22 protein-coding genes are annotated in these 22,013 nt (G+C 68.2%); 8 read left to right on the plus strand and 14 right to left on the minus strand.

The window, feature by feature from the left end:
• Window positions 1-3: 3 nt before the first annotated feature.
• Window positions 4-501: a hypothetical protein gene (locus ACQPYH_RS19470; RefSeq protein WP_432893202.1), complete on the plus strand. Its 498-nt coding sequence runs from the start codon at window positions 4-6 to the stop codon at window positions 499-501.
• Here ACQPYH_RS19470 and ACQPYH_RS19475 read toward each other — a convergent pair.
• Window positions 485-1,444, minus strand: a complete 960-nt coding sequence (locus tag ACQPYH_RS19475; protein ID WP_432893204.1) for a zinc-binding dehydrogenase — start codon at window positions 1,442-1,444, stop codon at window positions 485-487. The two genes, ACQPYH_RS19470 and ACQPYH_RS19475, sit on opposite strands and share 17 nt — an antisense overlap.
• Before the next feature lie 92 nt (window positions 1,445-1,536).
• Between ACQPYH_RS19475 and ACQPYH_RS19480 the strand changes: the two genes are divergently transcribed.
• Window positions 1,537-2,757, plus strand: coding sequence for an ROK family protein (locus tag ACQPYH_RS19480; RefSeq protein ID WP_432893206.1), 1,221 nt, complete (start codon window positions 1,537-1,539; stop codon window positions 2,755-2,757).
• A gap of 98 nt (window positions 2,758-2,855) precedes the next feature.
• Here ACQPYH_RS19480 and ACQPYH_RS19485 read toward each other — a convergent pair whose 3' ends face one another.
• From ACQPYH_RS19485 to ACQPYH_RS19510, 6 genes are read right to left on the minus strand one after another with little or no spacing between them, the layout of a single operon-like run.
• On the minus strand, window positions 2,856-4,193 hold the full coding sequence (locus ACQPYH_RS19485) for a GH1 family beta-glucosidase (protein WP_432893208.1): 1,338 nt from the start codon (window positions 4,191-4,193) through the stop codon (window positions 2,856-2,858).
• Window positions 4,190-5,131, minus strand: a complete 942-nt coding sequence (locus ACQPYH_RS19490) for an aldo/keto reductase (protein WP_432893210.1) — start codon at window positions 5,129-5,131, stop codon at window positions 4,190-4,192. Before ACQPYH_RS19490 ends, ACQPYH_RS19485 begins: the two co-directional genes overlap by 4 nt.
• Window positions 5,128-5,904: a VOC family protein gene (locus tag ACQPYH_RS19495; protein WP_432893212.1), complete on the minus strand. Its 777-nt coding sequence runs from the start codon at window positions 5,902-5,904 to the stop codon at window positions 5,128-5,130. The genes ACQPYH_RS19490 and ACQPYH_RS19495 overlap by 4 nt, the downstream gene beginning before the upstream one ends.
• Before the next feature lie 10 nt (window positions 5,905-5,914).
• A complete protein-coding gene (locus tag ACQPYH_RS19500) occupies window positions 5,915-6,739 on the minus strand; it encodes a carbohydrate ABC transporter permease (RefSeq protein WP_130438529.1) in 825 nt (274 codons plus the stop codon).
• Window positions 6,736-7,698, minus strand: a complete 963-nt coding sequence (locus tag ACQPYH_RS19505; RefSeq protein ID WP_432893214.1) for a carbohydrate ABC transporter permease — start codon at window positions 7,696-7,698, stop codon at window positions 6,736-6,738. Before ACQPYH_RS19505 ends, ACQPYH_RS19500 begins: the two co-directional genes overlap by 4 nt.
• Window positions 7,699-7,702: 4 nt before the next feature.
• On the minus strand, window positions 7,703-9,013 hold the full coding sequence (locus tag ACQPYH_RS19510) for an ABC transporter substrate-binding protein (protein ID WP_432893216.1): 1,311 nt from the start codon (window positions 9,011-9,013) through the stop codon (window positions 7,703-7,705).
• Window positions 9,014-9,118: 105 nt separating this feature from the next.
• Between ACQPYH_RS19510 and zapE the strand changes: the two genes are divergently transcribed.
• Genes zapE through ACQPYH_RS19525 form a run of 3 tightly spaced genes read left to right on the plus strand, consistent with a single transcriptional unit; the run spans window position 9,119 to window position 11,695 of the window.
• Window positions 9,119-10,129 carry a cell division protein ZapE gene (zapE, locus tag ACQPYH_RS19515; RefSeq protein ID WP_432893218.1) on the plus strand — a complete coding sequence of 337 codons (1,011 nt, stop codon included), beginning with the start codon at window positions 9,119-9,121 and terminating at the stop codon, window positions 10,127-10,129.
• 25 nt (window positions 10,130-10,154) lie between these two features.
• Complete coding sequence (locus ACQPYH_RS19520) at window positions 10,155-10,811, plus strand: hypothetical protein (RefSeq protein WP_432893220.1); 657 nt, start codon at window positions 10,155-10,157, stop codon at window positions 10,809-10,811.
• A 14-nt stretch (window positions 10,812-10,825) separates the two neighbouring features.
• A complete protein-coding gene (locus tag ACQPYH_RS19525; protein ID WP_432893222.1) occupies window positions 10,826-11,695 on the plus strand; it encodes a PPK2 family polyphosphate kinase in 870 nt (289 codons plus the stop codon).
• Window positions 11,696-11,698: 3 nt separating this feature from the next.
• Here the strand turns inward: ACQPYH_RS19525 and ACQPYH_RS19530 are convergent, their stop codons facing one another.
• The gene (locus tag ACQPYH_RS19530; RefSeq protein ID WP_432893224.1) at window positions 11,699-12,787 is read right to left on the minus strand and encodes a Clp protease N-terminal domain-containing protein; all 1,089 of its coding nucleotides are present in this window, start codon (window positions 12,785-12,787) and stop codon (window positions 11,699-11,701) included.
• Window positions 12,787-13,014 (minus strand): ribbon-helix-helix protein, CopG family, encoded by a 228-nt coding sequence (locus ACQPYH_RS19535; RefSeq protein ID WP_198681390.1) that lies wholly within the window; start codon window positions 13,012-13,014, stop codon window positions 12,787-12,789. The genes ACQPYH_RS19530 and ACQPYH_RS19535 overlap by 1 nt, the downstream gene beginning before the upstream one ends.
• A gap of 50 nt (window positions 13,015-13,064) precedes the next feature.
• Between ACQPYH_RS19535 and solA the strand changes: the two genes are divergently transcribed.
• Complete coding sequence (gene solA / locus ACQPYH_RS19540; protein ID WP_432893227.1) at window positions 13,065-14,192, plus strand: N-methyl-L-tryptophan oxidase; 1,128 nt, start codon at window positions 13,065-13,067, stop codon at window positions 14,190-14,192.
• 70 nt (window positions 14,193-14,262) lie between these two features.
• Here the strand turns inward: solA and ACQPYH_RS19545 are convergent, their stop codons facing one another.
• From ACQPYH_RS19545 to ACQPYH_RS19565, 5 genes are all read right to left on the minus strand, one after another.
• Window positions 14,263-15,057: a sirohydrochlorin chelatase gene (locus tag ACQPYH_RS19545; protein WP_432893229.1), complete on the minus strand. Its 795-nt coding sequence runs from the start codon at window positions 15,055-15,057 to the stop codon at window positions 14,263-14,265.
• The gene (locus tag ACQPYH_RS19550) at window positions 15,054-16,340 is read right to left on the minus strand and encodes a sulfate adenylyltransferase subunit 1 (protein WP_432893230.1); all 1,287 of its coding nucleotides are present in this window, start codon (window positions 16,338-16,340) and stop codon (window positions 15,054-15,056) included. The genes ACQPYH_RS19545 and ACQPYH_RS19550 overlap by 4 nt, the downstream gene beginning before the upstream one ends.
• Window positions 16,340-17,239, minus strand: a complete 900-nt coding sequence (gene cysD, locus ACQPYH_RS19555) for a sulfate adenylyltransferase subunit CysD (RefSeq protein ID WP_432893232.1) — start codon at window positions 17,237-17,239, stop codon at window positions 16,340-16,342. The genes ACQPYH_RS19550 and cysD overlap by 1 nt, the downstream gene beginning before the upstream one ends.
• On the minus strand, window positions 17,236-17,919 hold the full coding sequence (locus ACQPYH_RS19560) for a phosphoadenylyl-sulfate reductase (RefSeq protein WP_432893234.1): 684 nt from the start codon (window positions 17,917-17,919) through the stop codon (window positions 17,236-17,238). Before ACQPYH_RS19560 ends, cysD begins: the two co-directional genes overlap by 4 nt.
• 142 nt (window positions 17,920-18,061) lie before the next feature.
• The gene (locus ACQPYH_RS19565; protein WP_432893236.1) at window positions 18,062-19,753 is read right to left on the minus strand and encodes a nitrite/sulfite reductase; all 1,692 of its coding nucleotides are present in this window, start codon (window positions 19,751-19,753) and stop codon (window positions 18,062-18,064) included.
• 412 nt (window positions 19,754-20,165) lie between these two features.
• Between ACQPYH_RS19565 and ACQPYH_RS19570 the strand changes: the two genes are divergently transcribed.
• Window positions 20,166-20,732: an ArsR/SmtB family transcription factor gene (locus tag ACQPYH_RS19570; RefSeq protein ID WP_432893237.1), complete on the plus strand. Its 567-nt coding sequence runs from the start codon at window positions 20,166-20,168 to the stop codon at window positions 20,730-20,732.
• The gene (locus tag ACQPYH_RS19575; RefSeq protein WP_432893239.1) at window positions 20,729-21,928 is read left to right on the plus strand and encodes an MFS transporter; all 1,200 of its coding nucleotides are present in this window, start codon (window positions 20,729-20,731) and stop codon (window positions 21,926-21,928) included. Before ACQPYH_RS19570 ends, ACQPYH_RS19575 begins: the two co-directional genes overlap by 4 nt.
• The last annotated feature ends 85 nt before the right edge of the window (window positions 21,929-22,013 follow it).

Below are 22,013 nucleotides of genomic sequence, written 5' to 3' on the forward strand. Positions count from 1 at the left end.
AGGGTGAGTCCGGCGCAGCACCAGCGTCCACGCCCGCGTGCACCCGCGGACCCTCCGACGTCCACCGCCGCACCGCGCCTGTGCACCGGAGCAGCCGGCGTACTGCGTGTGCCCGGCGTACTGCGTGTGCCCGGCGTACTGCGTGTGCCCGGCGTACTGCGTGTGCCCGGCGTACTGCGTGTGCCCGGCGTACTGCGTGTGCCCGGCGTACTGCGTGTGCCCGGCGTACTGCGTGTGCCCGGCGTACTGCGTGTGCCCGGCGTACTGCGTGTGCCCGGCGTACTGCGTGTGCCCGGCGTACTGCGTGTGCCCGGCGTACTGCGTGTGCCCGGCGTACTGCGTGTGCCCGGCGTACTGCGTGTGCCCGGCGTACTGCGTGTGCCCGGCGTACTGCGTGTGCCCGGCGTACTGCGTGTGCCCGGCGTACTGCGTGTGCCCGAGGGGTCGACGTGCTGCGTGCGTGGGCGCGCCGGGCCGAGGCTGCCTAGGGGAGGAGGATGACTTTGCCTGTGGTTGCGCGGTCTTCTAGAGCCTGGTGGGCTGTGGCTGCCTCGGAGAGGGGGAAGGTTGTTGTTAGGGCTTTCCAGCGGCCGGAGGCTGTTTCCTCCAGAGCTGCGGACTCGAGCTCGCGGAGGTGGCGGGCTAGCTTGGCGCCTATGGCCCAGCCGACTGTTAGGCCGCGGGACATCAGGTCCTGGTGGGTGAACTGGATAGGCCCGCCGCCGGACCAGCCGAACATGAAGGCGCGGCCGCCGACTCCGAGCAACTCGAATGCCTTCTGGCCGTTAGGGCCGCCGACGCCGTCGAGTAGCACCGTGATCTCGGCTTCCAAAAGGGCCGGCCAGTCGGGATCCCGGTAGTCCACCGCGTACTGTGCCCCCAGCGACCGCACGAGCTCCACCTTCGCCGCACCGCCCGCCAACCCGACAACAGTCGCCCCAACGTTACGAGCAGCCTGCACGAGGTAACTACCGATCCCACCCGCAGCGGCAGTCACCAGTACGACGTCGTCCGCGGTCAGACGCGCCTGCCGCAGGATGCCGGCTGTCGTCCGCCCCGTCCCGATCGCCGCGACCGCCTGCGCCGCGTCCACATGAGCGGGAATCTCGTACAGCGACTCGACCTTCGCCACCGCGCGTTCGGCGTACCCGCCTGGCACCATGCCGAGATGGACCACGACCCGTTTGCCGACCCACGACGAGGAAACGTCCGGCCCGACCGCGCTCACCCGGCCGGCGACCTCGCGCCCCGGGATCGTCGGCAGCTCCGGCACCGGGATCGGGCTGCCGCCGGTCGTGCCCGCCCGGATCATCGTGTCGACGAGATGGACCCCGGCGGCCTCCACCTCGACGAGCACCATGCCGTCGGTGGGAACCGGGTCCGGCACCTCTTCGTAGAGCAGGTTCTCGGCCGGACCGAACGCATGCAATCTGATCGCCTTCATGACGGGCAACGCTAGAACCTCAACAATGATTGAGGTCAACCACTGCCACTTCCTTACGTTGTGTACTAAAGTGCGATCCGAGGGAGGGTGACGTGGCGAAGATTCTGAGAGGTGCGACCGCGCAGGAGACCCACAGCGCGATCCTGGACCTGATCCGCTCGAGCGGCACGGTCACCCGCGTCGACCTGGCCGACCGGTCCGGGCTGACCGGCGCGTCGATCTCCCGCGTGGTCAAGCGACTACTCGCCGACGGCCTCATCATCGAGACCGGGTACGGCGATCCCACCGGCGGCAAACGCGCCACGCTGCTGCAGTTCAACCCCCGCGCCCGGCACGCGATCGGCATCGCGGTCGACACACCGAGCACGACGTACGTCGTCACCGACATGAGCGGGCGCGTGATCGAGCAGATGTCGTCGCGCGGGATCGGGAAGGACGCGCCGGCGACGGCCGTGCAGCGGATCACGGCCGAGCTCGAAGATCTGATCGTGAAGGCGGAGATCGAGCCGTCGACACTAGTCGGCGTCGGGGTCGCACTGGCCGGCCGGCAAGGGCGTGGAGGCACCCGGCTGCTGCGGACGGACTCGGAGAAGTACGCCTGGGAGCCCTTCGCCGTGCGGGACACGCTCAAGGACGCGATCGACCACCCGATCGTGGTCGAGAACGACTCCACCTGCGCGGCGATCGGCGAGTTCTGGGCGGGCAAGATCCCGTCGGTCAACGACTTCGCCACCGTCTACATGGCCGCCGGATTCGGCCTCGGCCTCGTGACGAACGGCGACGTGTACCGCGGCTCGTCGTCCAACGTCGGCGAGATCGGCCACATGGTGCTCGACGTGAACGGCCCGCAGTGCTGGTGCGGCGGCCAGGGCTGTCTGGAGAGCCTGGCCGCACCCGCCGCGGTGGTCGCCCGCGCCGGCCAGGACGAGCAGCTCGCGGACAAGCTCGGCCTCCGCGGCCGCCGCCTGTCCACCCGCTCGGACTTCGCCAAGATCGCCCGCCTGGCCGCGGCTGGGGACCCAAGATGTGTCGAGCTGATCGAGGAGTCCGCCCTCTACCTGGCCAAGGCTCTGCTCTCGATCACCAACCTGCTCGACCTCAACCAGATCATCCTCGCCGGCCCCGGGTTCAGCGAGGCCGGCGATATCTATGTCCGCGTGGCCGCGACCGAACTCAACCGCCTGTCGTTCGTCCGCGCCATGCACCCCACCAGGGTCGAGCTCTCCAAACTAGGCCCGAGCGCCGCCGCCCTCGGCGCTGCCTCCCTGGTCCTCCACACCCAACTGACCCCACACCAGAACGCCCGCGGCTAGCGGTCCCGGATCCCCAGGCCATCACAATCGCGGGGTCGACGCGGCCGCCCGCGGCGAGCAGCGTGGACCCCGCGATTGTGATGGCCTGGCGATCCGGGCTACTGGCTCAGGTGGTCCTTCAGCCAGTGGGCGCTCTTCTTGAGGGTGCGGGCTTGGGTCGCGTAGTCGACGTACACGATGCCGAAGCGGCGGCTGTAGCCCCACGACCATTCGTAGTTGTCCATCAGCGACCAGACGAAGTACCCCTTGAGCGGGAAGCCCTCGGCGACCAGGTCCTCGCACACGGCGATGTGCTGCTTGATGTAGTCGAGCCGTTCGTGGTCGTCGACGGCGCCGTCGGCGGTCACCGAGTCCGGGTACGCCGCGCCGTTCTCCGTCACGTACAACGGCAGCTCGGGCGCGAGCTTGTTGATCGTGACCAGGATGTCGCGCAACCCGGTCGCCTGGATCGGCCAGCCCATCTGCGTGCGGGGGAGACCGGTGTCCACGGCAACGACATTCTCGCTCCCGGGCTGTGTCGACGCGACCGGCGACGAGATCGGCCCGTCCGGCGCGGCGACTGTGGTCGGGCAGTAGTAGTTGACGCCGATGAAGTCGAGCGGTGCCGCGATCAGCGGCAGATCCGCTTCCTGCGAGGCGAACCACGAGGTCATGCCGGTGTCTTCGAGTACGTCGGCCGGGTACCGTCCGGACAGCAGCGGCTCGAGGAACATCCGGTTCCGCAGTCCGTCGACCCGGCGTGCGGCGTCGCGGTCGGCGGGGGAGTCGGTCGCGGCGTGGATCGGCGCCGGGTTGAGCGCGATCCCGTACGACGAACCCTCGGAGCGGATCGCATCCAGCGTCAGCCCGTGCCCGAGCAGCAGGTGGTGCACGGCCTTCAACGCGTCAGCGCCCTCGGTCCGACCCGGGGCGTGCTCACCGTTCCCGTAGCCGAGGAACGCGGAGCACCACGGCTCGTTCAGCGTCATCCAGTGCTTGATGACATCGGACAGCCCGTCATGCGCCACAACCGCGTAGTCGCGGAAGCGCTCGGCCGTGTCGCGGTTCAGCCAACCGCCGGCGTCCTCCAGCGGCTGCGGCAGATCCCAGTGATAAAGCGTCGCGTACGGCGTGACGCCGTTCTCCAGGCACGCCTCGGCCAACCGCCGGTAGAAATCGAGCCCCGCGGCATTAAATGCACCCGACCCACCCGGCACGATCCGCGGCCAAGCGATCGAGAACCGGTATGCGTTCAGCCCGAGGTCCGCCAGCATCCGGATGTCCTCGCCGAACCGGTGGTAATGCTCGTCGGCCACGTCACCGTTGGTGCCGTCCGCGATCTTGCCCGGGGTGTGCGCGAACGTGTCCCAGATGCTCGGGCCGCGTCCGTCGGTGGAGACCGCGCCCTCGACCTGGTACGACGCAGTCGCCGCGCCCCACGTGAATCCGCTCGTCACGTCGTCTCCTTCTCAACCCAGTACTGCCTGTCCGGGAGTAGGCTACCTAACCGGTTAAGCAAGTCGTGCGGGAGGTCCACGGCCAGCGCGGTCTCGAGCGCGTCGACCCGGGCCGGCTTGGTGATCCCGACGACCGTGCCGGCGATCCCCGGGTCGTCCACCGAGTGCCGCAGCGCCGCGGTCGCGAGGTCGAGGCCATACTCCTGGCACGCCTTCTCCATCTGAGCCACCGCGTCCAGGACCGCCGGTGCAGCCTCGCGATACGCGTACTTCGTCGCGCCCGCGGGATTCGCGAGGATCCCGCCGCCGTAGATGGCTGCGTTCACCACAGCGATGCCTTCGGAACGAGCTCGCTCGAAGATTCCGAGAGCCGAGTGATCCACCAGGCTCCACCGGTTGTGCACGAGCAGCACCTCGAAGCCGCCGAGATCCAGGTAGCGAGAGAGCTCGCGAGTGTCCCCGCCCGCCAGCCCGACGTGCCCAATCTCCCCGTCTGCGCGCAGCTGCATCAACGTGTCGACCGCATCCCGCATCGAGTCGAAGTCGTGGAACTCCGGATCATGCAGATAGACCAACGGCAGCTCGTCCAGCCCGAGCCGCTCCTTGCTCTCGGCGACGCTGGCCCGGACCCGCGCGCCCGAGTAGTCCCCGTCGCGAGCATCGACCTTCGTCGCGACCAAGAACCCGTCGGGCAGACCGCCGTGCTCACGAATCGCCAGCCCGATGCGCAGTTCGCTCTCGCCGTCGCTGTACCCGTTCGACGTGTCGATCCAGGTCAGCGGGCTGTCGAACACACGCAGTACCAGATCGATCGCTTCCTGCCGCGTCACGTCGTATCCGAACACGGCGGGCATGCTTCCGAGCCCGCTGCCGCCGGCGCAGACGGCGGACACGGTCAGGCCGGTGGAACCGAGGGGTCGCAGCCAGTTTTCTGTCATGCCTCGGAGCCTACGGCGAATGCGAACCCGTCGCCGTCGACGTAGACCTTCGTTCCGTCCGGAGCGGTCTCGGCCGGAAGGTCCGCCGGGTCGCCCACGAGCTCGGCGTACGCGAACCCGGCGACGTCGAGCTGAGGTGCGCGGGCGCTCTTGTCCACCTCGTAGGTGAACACCTCGAGGACGGTGTCCCCGCCCTTCAAATAACCGATGTGGAAGCCGCGCTTGTCGTGCGGTTGCTCGATCGTGCCGATGAACGAGAAGCCGTAGTTCCGGTCGTAGTACGCGCTGGTGGCCTCCCGGTCCTCGATCGTCACCGCGACGTGGTCGAACCGCGGCCGCGCCGGTACGCCGAGCGCCCGCTCGCGCGCGACACCGTCCGCGTCGAGGATCTCGGCGTACTGCAGGTCGCCCTGGATCATCTCGAGCAGCGTGCCGTCCGGGTCGTAGAAGAAGCAGATCCGGACGTTGCCCTCGGCATCGAGCGGATCGAGCTTGAACTCGACGCCGGCGTCCTTGAGCACGGCAGCCCGCTGGTCGATCAGGTCGACCTTGAAACCGATGTGCCGGAACCCCTTCTGCAAATCATCCGGCGACCACGTGCTCTGCTCCCGGCCGTTGCCCACGGCCCGCAGCTCGATCGTCGCGGTAACGGCGTCCAGCACGGCGCGCTCGGGCGTGGCCTCGCCGACAACGGAGAGCTCTAGGAACCTGGTGTAGAACTCCACCGAGCGGGCGACATCGGTGCAGTTGACGACGACGTTCTTGATCGGCATATGACCTCTCTTAGTTCTTGACGGCGCCGAGCATCATCCCGGCGACGAACTGCCGCTGCATCCGGACGTAGACGATCACGACCGGTACGACGGACAGCGTGAGGCCGGCGGTGAGGGCCGGCCAGTTCGTGGAGTACTGGCCCATCAGCGTGAACAGCACCGGCTGCAAGGGGAGTGCGTCGGTGTTGCGCAGCACCGTGTTGGCGATCAGGAACTCGTTCCAGGTGGACAGGAACTGGAAGATCACCACGGTCGCGATCCCAGGCCGGGTCAGTGGCAGGATCACCCGCCGGAAGATGGTCAGCTCGCTGCCGCCGTCGACCCGGGCCGCCTCGATCAGCTCGTCCGGCAGCGTCTGGAAGAACGCCCGCATCAGGAACATCGCGAACGGCGCCGACCCGGAGATGTACAGCACGAGCAGCCCGGCCTGGCTATCGAGCAGACCGAGTGATTTGAGCTCGAGGTACAGCGGGATGATCAGCGCCGTCGACGGCATCATCAGCGTGGTCAGCAGCAGGACGAAGAGCGTGTTCCGGAACGGGAAGTCCAGCTTCGCGAACGCGTAACCGCTGAGCGTCGCGAAGATCAGCACTCCGATCACGGTGACGGAGGTGATCCAGACGCTGTTCCAGAAATGCAGCGGGAAGTCGATCGACGTCCACGCATCCTTGTAGGCGACGCCGGTGAACTTCCGCGGGATGATCGGCCCGTTGAAGATCGTGTTCTGCTCGCGCAGCGACGTCAGCAGCATCCACACGAACGGGAATGCCATCAACAGGCAGAACGGCAGCAGGACGAACGTCGCGAACGACTTCCCGATCCACTTGTTCCTCATCGGTCCGCCCTCCGCGTCAGCCAGAGCTGGGCGATGACCGCGAGCGTGCAGAGCACCATCGTCACCACACTGAACGCGCTCGCGTACCCGAGCTGCGGGATCGAGCCGGACGTCGACCCGAAGGCCAATGAGTACAAGTAGGTGCCGAGTACTTCGCTGGCGTGGTTGGGTCCGCCGCCCGTCATCACGAAGATCACGTCGAACGCCTTGAACCCGTTGAGCAGACCGAGGCTGACGATCAGACCGGTCACGATCCTCAGGCTCGGCACCGTGATGTGGCGGAACTGCTGCACAGTGTTGGCGCCGTCCATCTCCGCGGCCTCGTACAGGTTCGGGTCGATGCTCTGCAGGCCGGCGAAGTAGATCAGCATGTTGAAGCCGAGCCCGCTCCAGACAGTCACGACGACGATCGCCGGCAGCACGGTCTTGTGGTCGGCCAGCCACGGATGCTGCAGGCTGTCCAGACCGATTGCCCCGAGCAACCGATTGAGCGTGCCGATGTTCGGGTCGTAGATCAGCTTCCAGAGCACTGCGGACACGACGAACGACACGATGCCCGGGATGAACAGGATGGTCCGTACGACGACGCCGACCTTCGACCAGATCACGTTCACCAGCACCGCGGTGACGAGGCCGAGGAACGTCAGGATCGCGGTCGTCACGCCGGTCAGCACCAGCGTGACGATCAGTGCCCGGCGCGCGACCGGGTCGTGCAGCATCCGGCTGTAGTTGTCGAAGTGCACGAACCGCGGCGACCCGAACCCGCCCCACGAGGTCAGGCTCAGGTACGCCGTGTAGAGGATCGGCCAGAGGACGAACGCCAGGAACAACGCGAACGTCGGCAGCACGAACAGATAGCCAGCGACCCGTTGCGACTTCCGCAGCGGCGATCCGAACCGGTACGACGTGCGCGCGCCGGCGCGCTCGACGACGCGCTGGCGGGAGAGCGCTGTCGCCATCCGATCAGCCGCCCTTGGCGTTCTGGACCGCCTGCTGCATCGCCTTCGCGACCGCGGCCGGCTCGCCGCTGCCGTCGAAGATCTTCGCGAGCGGATCGCCCGCCGCGACCGAACCGGGACCGAACGGGATGTGCGGGCATCCGTCGCCGTCGAGCAGCCAGGACGTCATCTGCTTCATGATCGGCAGCTCGATTCGGGCCGCGGCGCTCTTGGTGGCCGGCATCGAGTTCGAGTCGTTCATCGTGGGGGAGTACTGCTCCGCGGAGTACATGAACTTCAGGAACTCCAGCGCGGCGTCCTTGTTCTTGCTGTTCGCCGCGACCGCCCAGCCGGCGCCGGCCTGGTTCGCGGTCCAGTGCCGCTTGCCCGGCGCGATCGCCGGGGTCTTCATCACCTTGTAGAGCTTGTTGAACGCGGGCGTCGCGTCCTTGGTCAGGCCCTGCGGCGTCCAGCTGCCGTTGAACAGCATCGCGGCCTTGCCGGTGTAGAAGATCTGCGGTGCCTGGTCGCCGCTGGTGCCCGTCGTACCGGGCTGGAAGACGCCGCCCTTGACGATCTTCTGCTGCAGCTCGATCGCCTGGATCACCTTCGGATCCTCGTACGTCGCGCCGTCCTTGAGCTGGTCGAGCTTCAGGTAGTACGTCGGGTCGTCGGCGACCTGCGTGATCAGCGGCAGGAAGAAGTCGAGCGAACTCGTCGTCGGGTTGCAGCTCAGCGCGACGGGGAACTTGCCGGTCGCCTTGATCTTCTGCGACGCCGCGATCAGGTCGTCCCAGGTCTCGATCCCGTCTTCCTCGACGCCGGCCTTCTTCAGCATGTCCGGGTTGTAGAAGATGCCGAACGTCTGCGCCATCCAGCCGACCGCGTACTGCTTGCCGTCCAGGGTGTACTCCTGGTTGGCCGAGTCGAAGAAGTCCTTCAGGAAGTCGTCGCCGAGCTCCTGCTTCAGGTCGGCCGAGATGCCGCCGGTGCCGTAGGTCAGCGCGCGCGTGTGCGGCGCGAAGATCTCCGGTACGTCGCCGCCCGCGACCGCGGCCTGCAACGCCGGCAGGTACTGGTCCGGGGTGCCGAAGATCCGGTTCTCGATCTTGATGTTGCTGTGCGCGGCCTCGAACGCGCTGATCAGCTTGGGGAACTGGTCCTCCTGGTCGTTGTACCACGACCACATCCGGACCACGGCCTTCCCGCCGCTGGTGGTCCCGCCACTGTCGCTTCCCCCGCACGCGGCCAGCGTGGATCCAAGGGCGGACCCGAGGCCGAGCGCACCCACCGCCCCTTTGAGAACTGTCCGCCGCCGCACGTGCTGTTCGCCCATCGGAGACTCCTCATCGATCGCCTACCAACTTCCTAACTGAAAGTAAGAAAGCGGTCAAGGCCACAGCTGAGTTTCCGGAGATTTCCCTGATCTAGGGTTGGCCGCATGGTGATCCGGCTGAGCGAGCAATGGCCGGAGGTGAGCCCCGACCGCCTGTTGTCGGAGTGCGTCCCTCCGCCGAGATTCGCCGACGCACGCTTCACCACCTACACGCCGAACCCGGACGAGCCCTCGCAGTCCGAGGCCCTGGCCGCACTGACAGACCGTGCCGCCAAACTGGCTCAGCCCCGCCAGACTGCCTCGCTCTGGGCAAGGCTTCGCCGTAAGGCGCCAGCCCCGGACAAACAAGGCGTCTACCTGGACGGCGGATTCGGGGTCGGCAAGACCCACCTCCTTGCCTCGCTGTGGCACGAGTCCGCCGGCCCGAAGATGTACTGCACCTTTGTCGAGCTCACCAACCTGGTCGGCGCCCTCGGTCTACGCACAGCGGTCGACGAACTCTCGTCGTACCGCCTGATCTGCATCGACGAGTTCGAGCTCGACGACCCCGGCGACACGATGCTGATCTCGCGACTGATCGGTCAGCTGGTCGACGCCGGCGTCGAGTTCGCCGCCACGTCCAACACGCTCCCCGACAAACTCGGCGAGGGTCGCTTCCAGGCGGTCGACTTCCTCCGCGAGATCCAGGCCCTGGCAGCGCACTTCGACGTACGCCGGATCGACGGCCCGGACTATCGCCACCGCGGCGTCCCTGTCGCGCCCGACCCGTGGCCCGACGAGAAGGTCGAGCAGGAAGCCGGGGAGCGCCCCAACGCCTCCTGTGACCATTTCGTCGACCTCCACCGCCACCTCGCGGAGCTGCACCCGAGCAAGTACGGCGCTCTCCTCGACGGCATCGGGACGGTCGCGATCACCGACCTACGCCCGCTGACCGACGAGAACGTCGCCCTCCGCCTGGTGGTTCTCGCGGACCGGATGTACGACCGCAACCTCCCGCTCCTGGCCGGCGGCGTACCGCTCGACCAGCTCTTCTCGCCCGAGATGCTCAAGGGCGGCTATCGCAAGAAGTACCTCCGCGCGCTTTCGCGACTCGTCGCGTTGGCTCGCGCTGCCTGATCCCCGGACGTGCTTCCCTGAGGGGATGAGTCGTCGGACGGTCTCGCTGGTGCTGCTCGTGGTCGCCCTCGGGCTGCTGTTCGCCGGCGGCTTCGTCCAGTTCGACGACACGTCCGGCTTCGGTGCCGAGCAATGGATCTTGCCGCTCGGCGGGCTCGCGTTCGTCCCGGCCCTCGTGTCGGTCGTGGTCGCCTGGCCGGACCCGAAGGCGCGGCTGTGGCTGGGCATCGCCCTGGCTCTCCTGACCGGCCTCGTGATCTGGGAGAGCATCTCGAACGACGGATTCCGGTTCATTTACAACCGGAGCGAGGGTGAGCTCGCCCTGCTGGAGTTCGCGACCGGCCTGGTTGCCTTCGTGCTGATCGCGAACGGCGTGCAGCCCGCGCCGGCGAGCGAAACGACGGTGGAATCAGGGGTCGCCCAGCCTGGAGCGGGCAGATGGCTGGTCCGTACGGCGGCGTACCTGTCCGGGACGATCGTCGTGGTGCTCGTGGCCATTGTTGCCGGAGCGGACTACTACACGAGAACCGAGTGCCGCGAAGACGGAGACTGCTTGGCCGTGCTCGGCGGGTTCGTGTGGGGCGCGGTCGCCGTACTTGCCTGCGGCCTGGCCGTCCTCGCCATCGAGATCGTGTTCTGGCGGCGTCGGCGGCGCAAAACCGCTGAAGTCGGGGGTGGATGAGGCAGGATGTGGAGATGGCGAAGCAGAAGAAGGGCGAGAAGGCTGCTGCTGGGGGACTGCGGGAACAGTTGCGGGTTCCGGCCGGGCCGGTCGATCTGACGACGTACGACACGCGTGCGACGCCGGGCTTCGACGGCTCCAAGGACGACGGCAAGGAGGCGCTGGAAGGGCTCGGCGCCGAGGTCTCGGACTGGCAGGAGCGGCTGTTCGCCGAGGGGCGCAAGGACGGCGACCGCAGCGTGCTGCTGGTGCTGCAGGGGATGGACACGTCAGGCAAGGGCGGTGTGATCCGGCACGGTGCGGGGCTGATGGACCCGCAGGGCCTGAAGATCACGTCGTTCAAGGCGCCGACGCCGGCCGAGAAGCGGCGCGGGTTCCTGTGGCGGATCAAGCAGGCGCTGCCGGCTGAGGGGATGATCGGGATCTTCGACCGGTCGCACTACGAGGACGTGCTGATCGCCCGGGTGCGCAACCTGGTCACGCCGAACGTGTGGGACCGGCGCTACGACCAGATCAACGACTTCGAGGCGGAGCTGGCCGCGCACGGTACGACGATCCTGAAGTGCTACCTGCACATCTCGCCGGAGGAGCAGCGCACCCGGCTGGAGGCGCGGCTCGACGACCCGACGAAGTACTGGAAGTACAACCCGGGCGACGTCGACGAGCGCCAGCTCTGGCCGGACTACATGGACGCGTACCACGCGGCGATCGAGCGCTGCAACACGCCTGAGGCGCCGTGGTACGTGATCCCGAGCGATCGCAAGTGGTACCGCAACTGGGCCGTCACCACTCTCCTCCTCGAGACGCTGCGCGAGCTGAATCCGGAGTGGCCGGTCCCGGACTTCGACGTGGAGAAGGAAAAGAAACGCCTGGCAGCAACCTGAGGGTCAGCTGTCCGGGTCGATCTCGTGCCGGCGGAGCAGGTCGCGCAGATTCGCGACCTGCTCGTGCAGGCGCTCGTTCTCGTCGAGCAGCGCGGTGAGCTCGTGGATCAGGTGGTGGCGCCGTCCGTACGTCGTCCATGAGGCGCCTTCGGCAAGCATGCCGGTGACGAGCGACTCGGAGCGCTCGCGCCAGGTCATCCGCTCCTCGAGCTTGCGGCGTACCTGATCGATGTCGGCGGCAAGCTTCGTGATGATCTGGCCGCCGACGCCGTCACGATCATTGAGTACGCCGAGCAGCAGGTGCTCCGGCCGGACCTGCTCCGCCCCGCGCGCCTTCGACTCGCCCCACGCGTACTCGAACGTGCTCTTCGCGCGCGGCGTGAACGGGATCGACCCCTCGGCCGCGCCGTTGCCGCGGCCGATGATCTCCACCACCAGTTCCTTCACGGCCGGCGCAGTGATCCCGACAGCGTTGAGGACCCGCGCGGCGATGCTCTGCCCCTCGGTGATCAGTCCGAGCAGGAGGTGCTCGGTGCCGACGTACGCGTGGTCGAAACCGCGCGCCTCTTCCTGCGCGAGGACGATGACCCGCCTCGCCGGGTCGCTGAACTGCTCGTACATCCGGACTCCCCTCCACCATTCCTGCTCGACATCGAACGTCAGCGTCTCCTCGCTGAGCAGCAGCTCGAGCCGCAGGTCGTCCTGCAAGTCCTCGGGCTTCACCGGCCGGTGTTCGAGCCGGCTCCGGATGAAGGCCCCGGCCTCGCGATAGCTGGCCTCGCCGGCCGCAATCCGGTCGAGCAGGTCGTCGACGTCCGCGACCGGCTCCAGCTGCAACTCGGCCCGATTCAGCGAGACGAACTGCAGCACCACCGCGACGGCGACCACCCGGTTGGCCGCGTCGAAGGGCCGCGCCCGCACGAGGCCGGCGAGCATCACGCCCGCCGATTCGGCCAACCCGCTCGTCAGCCGGACGCTGTCCAGCACCCGCTCGACCGCGTTCAGGTCGGTCCGCAGTACGGCGTCCGCCGAGCTGCACCGCAACACCCGGGCCGCGACCGCGAGCACGTCGTACGGACCGAGGTAACGCATCAGTCGTCGCTCCGCAGCCGCCGCAGGGACTCCTCGTGCCGGCTGAGGTTCTCCTCGAGCAGCCGACTGAATTGGGTGTCCTGCCGCCGCTGATCGACGAGCGCCGCGATCGCCTCCCGCGCCACGTCGGACACCGACCGCCCCTCCACCGATGCCACCGTCTGCAGCCGCTCAGCCAGCTCGGGATCGAGCCGCAGCAGGATGTTCTTGGTCGCGTCCTTCGCCATAGCTATCAAGATATCACGCTATCGCTCCTGAGCTGTGAAAGGGTTGGCGCATGCGAACCGATGTCGTGGTGGTGGGACTGGGTGCGTTCGGGTCGGCGGCGTTGTGGCGGCTGGCGGCGCGTGGGGTGGACGTGGTCGGGATCGAGCGGCAGGGGATCGGGCATTCGTTCGGTTCGTCGCACGGGGCGACGCGGTTGTTCCGGGTGGCTTGTATGGAGCATCCGGGGCTGACCGAGATTGCGCGGAAGTCGCTGGCGTTGTGGACCGAGCTGGGGGAGCGGACCGGTGAGACGTACGTCCGCCAGACCGGCTCGTTGAACGTGGGTGGTCCGGGCAGCCGTCCCGTGAAGGGCGCGCGGCAGGCGGCGGCCGACGCGGGCGCGCCGACGACGGATCTGGCGCATGACGAGCTGCACAGCCGGTTTCCGCAGTACAACCTGGCGGCCGAGGACGTTGCGGTGTGGGATCCGGGCGCGGGGATCTGTTACGCCGAGCCGACCGTACGGGCGCAGGTCGCTGAGGCGCAGCGGTTGGGCGCCACGGTCTACGAGCACACGATGGTGACCGCCGTCGAGGTCGGTCGCGACGAGGTGACCGTCCGGACGCCGACGCTCGACATCACCGCGGACCAGGTCGTCATCAGCACCGGCGCGTGGTTGAGCAAGCTCGTGCCGACGGTCAGCTTGTCACCGCGGCGTACGCCGTTGTTCTGGTTCCAGCCGAAGGACCCGGTGTCAGACGCGTTCCGGCTGCGGAACTTCCCGTCGTTCATCTGGGAGTTTGCCGACGGCAAGGGATTGTGGGGACACGGCTCCGACGAGAACTTCCTCGTCAAGGTCGGCCTCGACGGAGCCGAACGCGAGCGCGACGTCGACCCGGACGAACTCGACCGCTACATCCACCCGCGCAAGGACATCGCCGAGCTGTCGGAGGCGATCGCCAAGTCGTTCCCGGAGCTCGATCCGGAGCCGGTGAAGCTGATGCCGTGCATGGTGACGGACTCGCTCGACGGGCAGTTCCTGGTCGGGCGGTACGACGAGCGCGTGGTGATCGCCGGCGGCGACAGCGGCCACGGGTTCAAACACTGCGCCGGCGTAGGCGAGCTGCTGGCCCAGGCAGCAACCAACGAGACGCCGTACACCGACGTCACGTTCCTGAACCCGCACCGGTTTGGCTGACACAGGAAACCGGGGGTCGACACAGGCAATAACCTGTGTCGACCCCCGGCCTTGTGTGTCGACCCCAGCGTCAGGCGGTGCGGACGAGCTCGGCGCGGGCGATGACCGGGCGCGGAGCGGGCTCCAGCGTGAGCAGGTCGAGGCCGGCCACGCCGTAGCGCAGCAGGACCAGGCGAGCCACCTCGGCACTCACACCGAGCGGTGCTGATACCGCGACAGCGCCGGCCCGACGAGACGTGGACTCGGCACGGTCCGGCAGTACGCCGGGGGCCAGGAACAGCGACCCGACCGCGACGTGCCGACGGCCCTCGAGCCGGTACTTGAGGACTGCTTCGGCGGGCGACGGCGATGCGGCGCAGACGAACGCGGCCGTCACCGGGAGCTTGTGCCGCTGACCCCACAGGCGCGCGAGTCGCGTGACGCTCGCATTCGCGTGCGAGTCGCTCGAACCGGCGCACGCCAGCACCAGCGCGTCCAGTTCGCGTACGCGCCCGTCCTTGAGCTCGGCCCGCATCCGCCGGTCCAGTACGTCGAGCAGCGTGTCGTCGTACCCGAGCACGTCGGACGCGATGATCCGCAGACTCGGGAACCGCGAACGCGCCTCGTCGACGACGGCCGGTACGTCGATCTTCGCGTGGTACGCCGACGACAGCAGCAACGGCAGGACGACGACCTCCTCCACACCCTCGGCGGCGAGCTTGCCGATCACCTGGTACGGCGTGGGCGGGCAGTGGTCGAGGAAGGAGGCTTCGATCCGCAGGTCGTCACGCGTCTCGCGCAGGCACTTCACGAGCGAGTGGACGGTGGCGGCCGAGCGCGGGTCGCGGCTGCCGTGGGCGAGGATCACGAGCGCTGGAGCAGTCACAGCAGTTCCCCTTCTTCGTCGTCGATCATGCCGGCCGCGAGCGTCCACCCGTCGTGGGCGTCGATCAGCAGGAACGATCCGGTGATGGTGTTGCTGGAGTACGGGTCGGCGGCCAGCGGTGCGGCGATCTTCAGTTGCACCTTGCCGATGTCGTTCAGTGCGAGCTCGGTGGCGTCGATGACTCCGAGCGTGTCGAGGTCCAGCGCGCCGGTGATCTTGGTGACGATCGCCTGCGCGGTGGTGGTGGTGTGCTTGATCAGCACCCGGGCCCCGACGGTCAGCGGCCGGTCGGACAACCAGCTCACGGTCGCGGCCAGTTCCCGGCGGGTGCCGGGGGAGGCTTCGGCCGCGACGATGACCGAGCCGCGGGCAACGTCGAGGTCGTCGGCGAGGCGGACCGTGACCGCTTCACCAGCCACCGCCGACGGCCGCTCGACCACCGCGGTCGAGGTGGCCGTGACGACGGCGCGGTCGATACCGGCGACCGATGTACGACGGCCGGCCGGCAGCACGATCACCTGGTCGCCGACCGAAACGGTGCCGGAGGCAACGGTTCCGGTGTAGCCGCGGTAGTCGCGGTACTGGTCGTCGGTCTGCGGCCGGATCACGTACTGCACCGGGAACCGCAGCGGCTGCTGGGAGTTGTCGATCCGCCCGGTGGCGTTCTCCAGGTACTCGAGCAGCGTCGGGCCGTCGTACCAGTCCGTCTCGGCGGACTTGTCGACCACGTTGTCGCCGACGAGCGCGGAGACCGGGATCGCCTGGATGTCCGCGATGCCGAGCTGGTCGGCGACCTCGTTGACGTCCTTGGCGATCTTGGTGAACCCGGCCTCGTCGTAGCCGACCAGGTCGATCTTGTTCACCGCGAGGACGACGTGCGGCACCCGGAGCAGGCCGGCCACGGCCAGATGCCGCCGGGTCTGCTCGAGTACGCCGTGCCGCGCGTCGACGAGGATGATCACAACGTCGGCGGTCGATGCGCCGGTCACGGTGTTCCGCGTGTACTGCACATGCCCGGGGCAGTCGGCCAGGATGAACGAGCGCTTGTCGGTCGCGAAGTACCGGTAGGCGACGTCGATCGTGATGCCCTGCTCGCGCTCGGCCCGCAGGCCGTCGGTGAGCAGCGCGAAGTCGAAGTCGCCGCCGCGTGCCTCGGAGACCGTCTTCACATGCGCGATCTGGTCGGCCAGGATCGCCTTGCAGTCGTGCAGCAGCCGCCCGACCAGCGTGGACTTGCCGTCGTCCACCGATCCGGCTGTTGCCAGCCGCAACAGGGTGCTCATCAGAAGTACCCCTCTCGCTTGCGGTCTTCCATCGCGGCCTCGCTGGCCCGGTCGTCGGCGCGGGTTGCGCCGCGCTCGGTGATCTCGCTGGCCGCGACCTCGACGACGACCTCGGCCGCCGTCGTCGCATCGCTGGCCACCGCGCCGGTGCAGGACATGTCGCCGACGGTCCGGTACCTAACGGTGCGCTCGGCAACTGTCTCACCGTCGCGCGGCTGCGAGTACGGGCCGACGGCAAGCAACATGCCGTCGCGCTCGAACACGTCTCGCTCGTGCGCGTAGTAGATGCTCGGCAGCGGGATCTGCTCGCGCTCGATGTAGTGCCAGATGTCCAGCTCGGTCCAGTTGGACAGCGGGAACACCCGCACGTGCTCGCCCGGCCGGTGCTTGCCGTTGTACAACGACCACAGCTCGGGCCGCTGGTTCCGCGGGTCCCACTGGCCGAACTCGTCGCGCAGGCTGAAGATGCGCTCCTTCGCCCGGGCCCGCTCCTCATCGCGCCGGCCGCCGCCGAACACCGCGTCGAAGCGGTGCCCGTTGATTGCGTCCAGCAACGGGATGGTCTGCAGCTGGTTCCGCGTGCCATCGGTGCGCTCGCGCAGCCGGCCGTCGGCGATGTACTCCTCGACCCGGGCCACCTCGAGCCGCAGCCCGAGCTGCTCGACGACAGCGTCCCGGTACGCGAGTACCTCGGGGAAGTTGTGCCCAGTGTCGACGTGCAGCAGCGTGAACGGCACCGCGGCCGGCGAGAACGCCTTCCGCGCCAGGTGCAGCATCACGATCGAGTCCTTGCCGCCGGAGAACAGGATCACCGGCCGCTCGAACTCCGCCGCCACCTCGCGGAACACGAAGATCGATTCGCTCTCGAGAGCATCGAGCTCCGTCACGGTGGCGGTCATGTGTGCAACCCGCATTCAACCTTGCCGGTGCCCGCCCAGCGGCCGCTTCTCGGGTCTTCGCCCGGGGCAACGCGCTGCGTGCACGGCTCACAGCCGATCGAGGGGTAGCCGTCGTACTGCAGCAGGTTCACGAGCACGCCGTTGTCCTGGATGTAGTTGTCCAGGTCATCCTGTGTCCACGGCGCGATCGGGTTCAGCTTCACCATGTCGCGCTTCTCGTCGTACTCGACGACGGGCGTGTTGGCGCGGGTCGGCGCCTCCTCGCGGCGGATGCCGGTGACCCAGGCCTTGTAGCCGGACAGGTACCGGTTCAGCGGCTCGACCTTGCGCATCGCGCAGCACTTGTTCGGGTCGCGATCGTGCAGCTTCTCGCCGTACTCCGCGTCCTGCTCCGCGACCGTCTGCTTCGGAAGAGCGTTGACCAGGTGGATCGGCAGCGTCGCCGCGACCGCGTCCCGGGTCCCGATCGTCTCGGCGAAGTGGTAACCGGTGTCGAGGAACAGTACGTCGACACCGGGAGCCGCCTGCGCCGCGAGATGGGGGAGTGCGCCATCGGCCATCGAGGCGGTCACCACCAGCTCGTCACCGAAGGTCTCTCGCGCCCACGCGAGCACCTCGACCGCCGACGCGTCGGCGAGCCGTTCGTTCGCCTCCTCGGCGATCGTCTTCAAGTCACTCATTCCACCGTCACCCGCAACCCGATCATCTTGAGCTGGAACACCCGTGCACACGGCCGGCACTCCCAGGCGCCATGGCCCTCTTCAGAAGGACGAAGGTCCTCGTCCCCGCAGTACGGGCAGTACAGAGGTGCCGCACGGTCGCTCACTGGAGTGCCTCCTGGTCCGCTCGGGTGACCCACTGCGCGAAGCGCTCGCCTTCGTTGCGCTCCTTCAGGTAGTTCTGGGTGACGCGCTCGACGTAGTCGGTCAGGTCGTCCGCGGTGACCTTGTGGCCGCGGAGCTTCCGGCCGAAGCCGGCGTCCAGGCCGAGGCCGCCGCCGAGATGCACCTGGTAGCCCGGCACCTGGTTGCCATCGGCATCCATCACCAGCTGGCCCTTCAGGCCGATGTCCGCGACCTGGATCCGGGCGCACGAGTTCGGGCAGCCGTTCACGTTCACGGTGATCGGTACGTCGAGGTCGGGGATCCGCATCTCGAGCTCGTCGATCAGCTGGGCTGCCTTCGCCTTGGTCTCGACGATCGCCAGCTTGCAGAACTCGATGCCGGTGCAGGCCATCGTGTTCCGCCGCCAGGCCGACGGCCGCGCCTGGAACCCGAGCGCGCCCAGGTCGGCCACCAGGGACTCGACCTGCGCCTCCTCGACGTCCAGCACGAGCAGCTTCTGCTGCGCGGTGGTGCGGATCCGGTTCGACCCGTGTGCGGCGACCACATCCGCGACCTGCGCCAGCTTGGCGCCGGACACCCGGCCGACGACCGGCGCGACGCCGACGAAGTACTTGCCGTCCTTCTGCTTGTGCACGCCGACGTGATCGCCCTGTACGGCGGGAACCTCGGGCGCAGGCCCGTCGATCAGCTTCCGCTTGAGGTACTTGTCCTCGAGCACCTCACGGAACTTCTCCACACCCCAGTCCGCGAGCAGGAACTTCAGCCGCGCCCGCGTCCGCAGCCGGCGGTAGCCGTAGTCGCGGAAGATGCTGGTCACGCCCCACCAGGCCTCGGCGACCTCGTCCAGCGGGATCCAGGTGCCGAGCCGCTGCGCGAGCATCGGGTTCGTCGACAGGCCGCCGCCGACCCACAGGTCGAAGCCGGGGCCGTGCTCGGGGTGCACGACGCCGACGAACGCGATGTCGTTCACCTCCGGTACGACGTCGTGCGACGGGTGACCGGTCAGCGCGGTCTTGAACTTCCGCGGCAGGTTCGAGAACTCGTCCGACCCGATGTACTTCGAGACGATCTCGTCGATGGCCGGCGTCGGGTCGATGATCTCGTCCGCGGCGATCCCGGCGACCGGGCTGGCGATCACGACGCGCGGTACGTCACCGCAAGCCTCGGTGGTGTACAGCCCGACCGCCTCGAGCCGCTCCCAGATGGCCGGCACGTCCTCGATCCGGATCCAGTGCAGCTGGATGTTCTGCCGGTCGGTGATGTCGGCGGTGTCGCGCGCGTACGTCGTGGAGATCTCGGCGATCACGCGCAACTGCTCCGCGGTCAGCTGCCCGCCCTCGACCCGGACCCGCATCATGAAGTAGCGGTCGTCCAGCTCTTCGGGCTCCAGCGTCGCGGTCTTGCCGCCGTCGATCCCGGGCTTGCGCTGGGTGTACAGCCCCCACCAGCGGAACCGGCCACGCAGGTCGGCGGGGTCGATCGAGTCGAAGCCGCGGTGCGCGTAGACGTTCTCGATCCGGGCCCGGACGTTCAGGCCGTCGTCGTTCTTCTTGTTCTCCTCGTTCTTGTTCAGCGGCTCGCGGTAGCCGAGGGCCCATTGGCCTTCGCCCTTGCCCTTGCGCGGGCGGGCGGGTTTGCGGGCAGCCGGAGAGGTGACGCCAGCAGTCATCGGGGGCGTGTCCTTGTCCTAGTGACAGGTGCTCACCGAGGTGCGGCAGGATCGAAGCGTCGTCGGTTCGATGCGTTCCGCGCGGTGCGCACCCAGCGGTGATCGGGAGGGATCAGGGGCCGTCATTGGCCCGGGCATGGGTCGCTGTCAGAACATCGAAGGACAACAGATGGCGCTGCGCATCCGCCCGAGGTCGACATGAATGCGACCTACGAGGTGGGTGGATCGGGCAGCGAGCATGTCCACAAGCGTCAGCGTCAGCGCCCGACTTTGCAACTGTCAATCCTGCATCCTGAGACCCGATCTCACGATGTGGCTAACTCTAGCAGTCTGGTCGAGATTGATTCCGGCATAATCGCCGTTCCACAAGAACTCTTGCACAAGAGGTCTTGTGGAAGCTACGGTACGGCGCATGGCACCCGCGAACCGGCGCTCGGCGACCTCGTCGATGATCGCCGCGATCCATCACCCGCTGCGCCGGCGGCTGATCGACCTGCTCGGCGTCGAAGGTCCCGCCACCGCCTCGCAACTGGCCGCGCGGACCGGCGAGCTGGTCGGCAACATCAGTCACCACCTGAAGGTGCTGGCGGCCGCCGAGGTGATCGAGGAAGCGCCCGAGCTGGCGAAGAACCGGCGCGAGCGCTGGTGGCGCAGTGCCCACCAGTCGTACAGCTGGTCGGTCGCCGACGCCGGTGGAGAGCCCGCCGGAGAGCTGATCGCAACCGTGTCCGAGGAGAGGAACGTCACACATCACCTCGACAAGGTTCGACAGTGGTTCGAGCAGCGCTCGGAGTACGGCGAGGAGTGGGACCGGGCCGCGTTCGCGACCGACAGCTGGCTGCGGCTGACGCCGGAACGGCTGTCCGAGTTGAGTGAGCGCATCGGCGACCTGATCCAGGAGTACTACGAGAACCCGTCGACCGAGGCGTCAGCGACACCGATCTACGTCTTCGCGCACGGCGTGCCGGCGCGGCCATGAGCGCGTCGACCGCAGTTCTGCCGCCGTTGCGACGGGACCGGCGGGTGCAGGCCTGGATCGTGTCCGGCGCAGTCTCGGAGGCCGGAGATGTCGCGTGGTACGTCGGTCTCGCCTGGAGCGCGGCGCAGGTCGCCTCGCCCGCCGCGGCTGGTCTGGTGATGGGGATCGGCGCGCTGCCGCGGGCGTTGTTCCTGCTGTTCGGCGGCGCGCTCGCGGACCGCCTGGACGGCCGGCGCACGATGATCGTCGCGAACCTCGGGCGCATCGCCGTACTGGTCGTCGCGGCGTTCGTGGTTGCGGCCGGTCAGGTGACGCTCCCGTTGCTGCTGACCGTCGCGGTCGTTTTCGGGGCGGTCGACGCGCTCTACAACCCGGCGGCAGGCACGCTTCCGCGTCGGATGGTGCAGTCCGACGACCTGGTCGCGCTGGCGGCTGGGCGCCAGTTGGCGAACCGGCTGGCGGTGTTCGTCGGCGCGCCGTTGGGCGGTCTGCTGGTTGCGCACGGCGGCCTGCTGACGGTGATGGTCGTGGACGCGGCGACGTTCGGAGTCATCGCGCTGGTTCTGGCGTTCGTGGTCCGGCCGCGGTTCCCGCAGCCTCACGCGAGCGGGCACTCGATCCGGCGGGACCTGTCGGCCGGCTTTGGCTACCTCCGCCGGGACGAGGTGGCGCGCACGCTGGTGATCGCATTCTTCGGGCTCAACCTGTGCGTCGGTCCGGTGCTGTCGGTCGGTCTGGTGCAGCGGGTTCACCTCGACGGTTGGGGTCCGGCGGCGCTCGGCTGGTTCCAGGCGTGCTCGGGCATCTGCGCGGCGGCCGGGGCGATCGTGGCGATGCGCTGGAAGCCTCACCGGCCCGCGCGGGCCGGGTTGCTCCTGCTGATCATCCAGGCCGCCGGCTGTGTGATGATCGGCTCGGTTCCGCGGCTGGCGGTGTTCGTCGCGATGGGCATGATCGGCGCCACCGCGGGCCTCGCCTCGGCCCTGCTGTCCGGCGCCTTCCAGCAGACGATCGATCCCGCCTTCCTCGGGCGGACCTCGAGCATCGTGAGCCTCTCCGACGAGGGACTGATGCCGCTCGCGATGACCGGCTTCGGCGCGCTGATCTCGCTGACCAGCGTCCCGGCCGCCTGTGCGTTGCTCGGCGCGGCGTTCGCGGCGCTGATGGTGTGGTCGGCGTCGCGATTGCGTACCTGAAACCTGTACTCCGGCGTCGGCGTGCGCTAGCGTCCCGATCAGCAATAGGAAACTTTCCTAACGATTGGCCGGAGGGAGACAATCG

Source organism: Kribbella sp. CA-245084 (genome assembly GCF_050942355.1).
GTDB lineage: Bacteria > Actinomycetota > Actinomycetes > Propionibacteriales > Kribbellaceae > Kribbella.

Coding starts and splice junctions, on each gene's coding strand:
- ACQPYH_RS19475 (WP_432893204.1), bottom strand. CDS start 1,444: ATGAAGGCGATCAGATTGCATGCGTTCGGTCCGGCCGAGAACCTGCTC.
- ACQPYH_RS19490 (WP_432893210.1), bottom strand. CDS start 5,131: ATGACAGAAAACTGGCTGCGACCCCTCGGTTCCACCGGCCTGACCGTG.
- ACQPYH_RS19495 (WP_432893212.1), bottom strand. CDS start 5,904: ATGCCGATCAAGAACGTCGTCGTCAACTGCACCGATGTCGCCCGCTCG.
- ACQPYH_RS19500 (WP_130438529.1), bottom strand. CDS start 6,739: ATGAGGAACAAGTGGATCGGGAAGTCGTTCGCGACGTTCGTCCTGCTG.
- ACQPYH_RS19505 (WP_432893214.1), bottom strand. CDS start 7,698: ATGGCGACAGCGCTCTCCCGCCAGCGCGTCGTCGAGCGCGCCGGCGCG.
- ACQPYH_RS19510 (WP_432893216.1), bottom strand. CDS start 9,013: ATGGGCGAACAGCACGTGCGGCGGCGGACAGTTCTCAAAGGGGCGGTG.
- zapE (WP_432893218.1), top strand. CDS start 9,119: ATGGTGATCCGGCTGAGCGAGCAATGGCCGGAGGTGAGCCCCGACCGC.
- ACQPYH_RS19520 (WP_432893220.1), top strand. CDS start 10,155: ATGAGTCGTCGGACGGTCTCGCTGGTGCTGCTCGTGGTCGCCCTCGGG.
- ACQPYH_RS19525 (WP_432893222.1), top strand. CDS start 10,826: ATGGCGAAGCAGAAGAAGGGCGAGAAGGCTGCTGCTGGGGGACTGCGG.
- ACQPYH_RS19530 (WP_432893224.1), bottom strand. CDS start 12,787: ATGCGTTACCTCGGTCCGTACGACGTGCTCGCGGTCGCGGCCCGGGTG.
- ACQPYH_RS19535 (WP_198681390.1), bottom strand. CDS start 13,014: ATGGCGAAGGACGCGACCAAGAACATCCTGCTGCGGCTCGATCCCGAG.
- solA (WP_432893227.1), top strand. CDS start 13,065: ATGCGAACCGATGTCGTGGTGGTGGGACTGGGTGCGTTCGGGTCGGCG.
- ACQPYH_RS19550 (WP_432893230.1), bottom strand. CDS start 16,340: ATGAGCACCCTGTTGCGGCTGGCAACAGCCGGATCGGTGGACGACGGC.
- cysD (WP_432893232.1), bottom strand. CDS start 17,239: ATGACCGCCACCGTGACGGAGCTCGATGCTCTCGAGAGCGAATCGATC.
- ACQPYH_RS19560 (WP_432893234.1), bottom strand. CDS start 17,919: ATGAGTGACTTGAAGACGATCGCCGAGGAGGCGAACGAACGGCTCGCC.
- ACQPYH_RS19565 (WP_432893236.1), bottom strand. CDS start 19,753: ATGACTGCTGGCGTCACCTCTCCGGCTGCCCGCAAACCCGCCCGCCCG.
- ACQPYH_RS19570 (WP_432893237.1), top strand. CDS start 20,166: ATGGCACCCGCGAACCGGCGCTCGGCGACCTCGTCGATGATCGCCGCG.
- ACQPYH_RS19575 (WP_432893239.1), top strand. CDS start 20,729: ATGAGCGCGTCGACCGCAGTTCTGCCGCCGTTGCGACGGGACCGGCGG.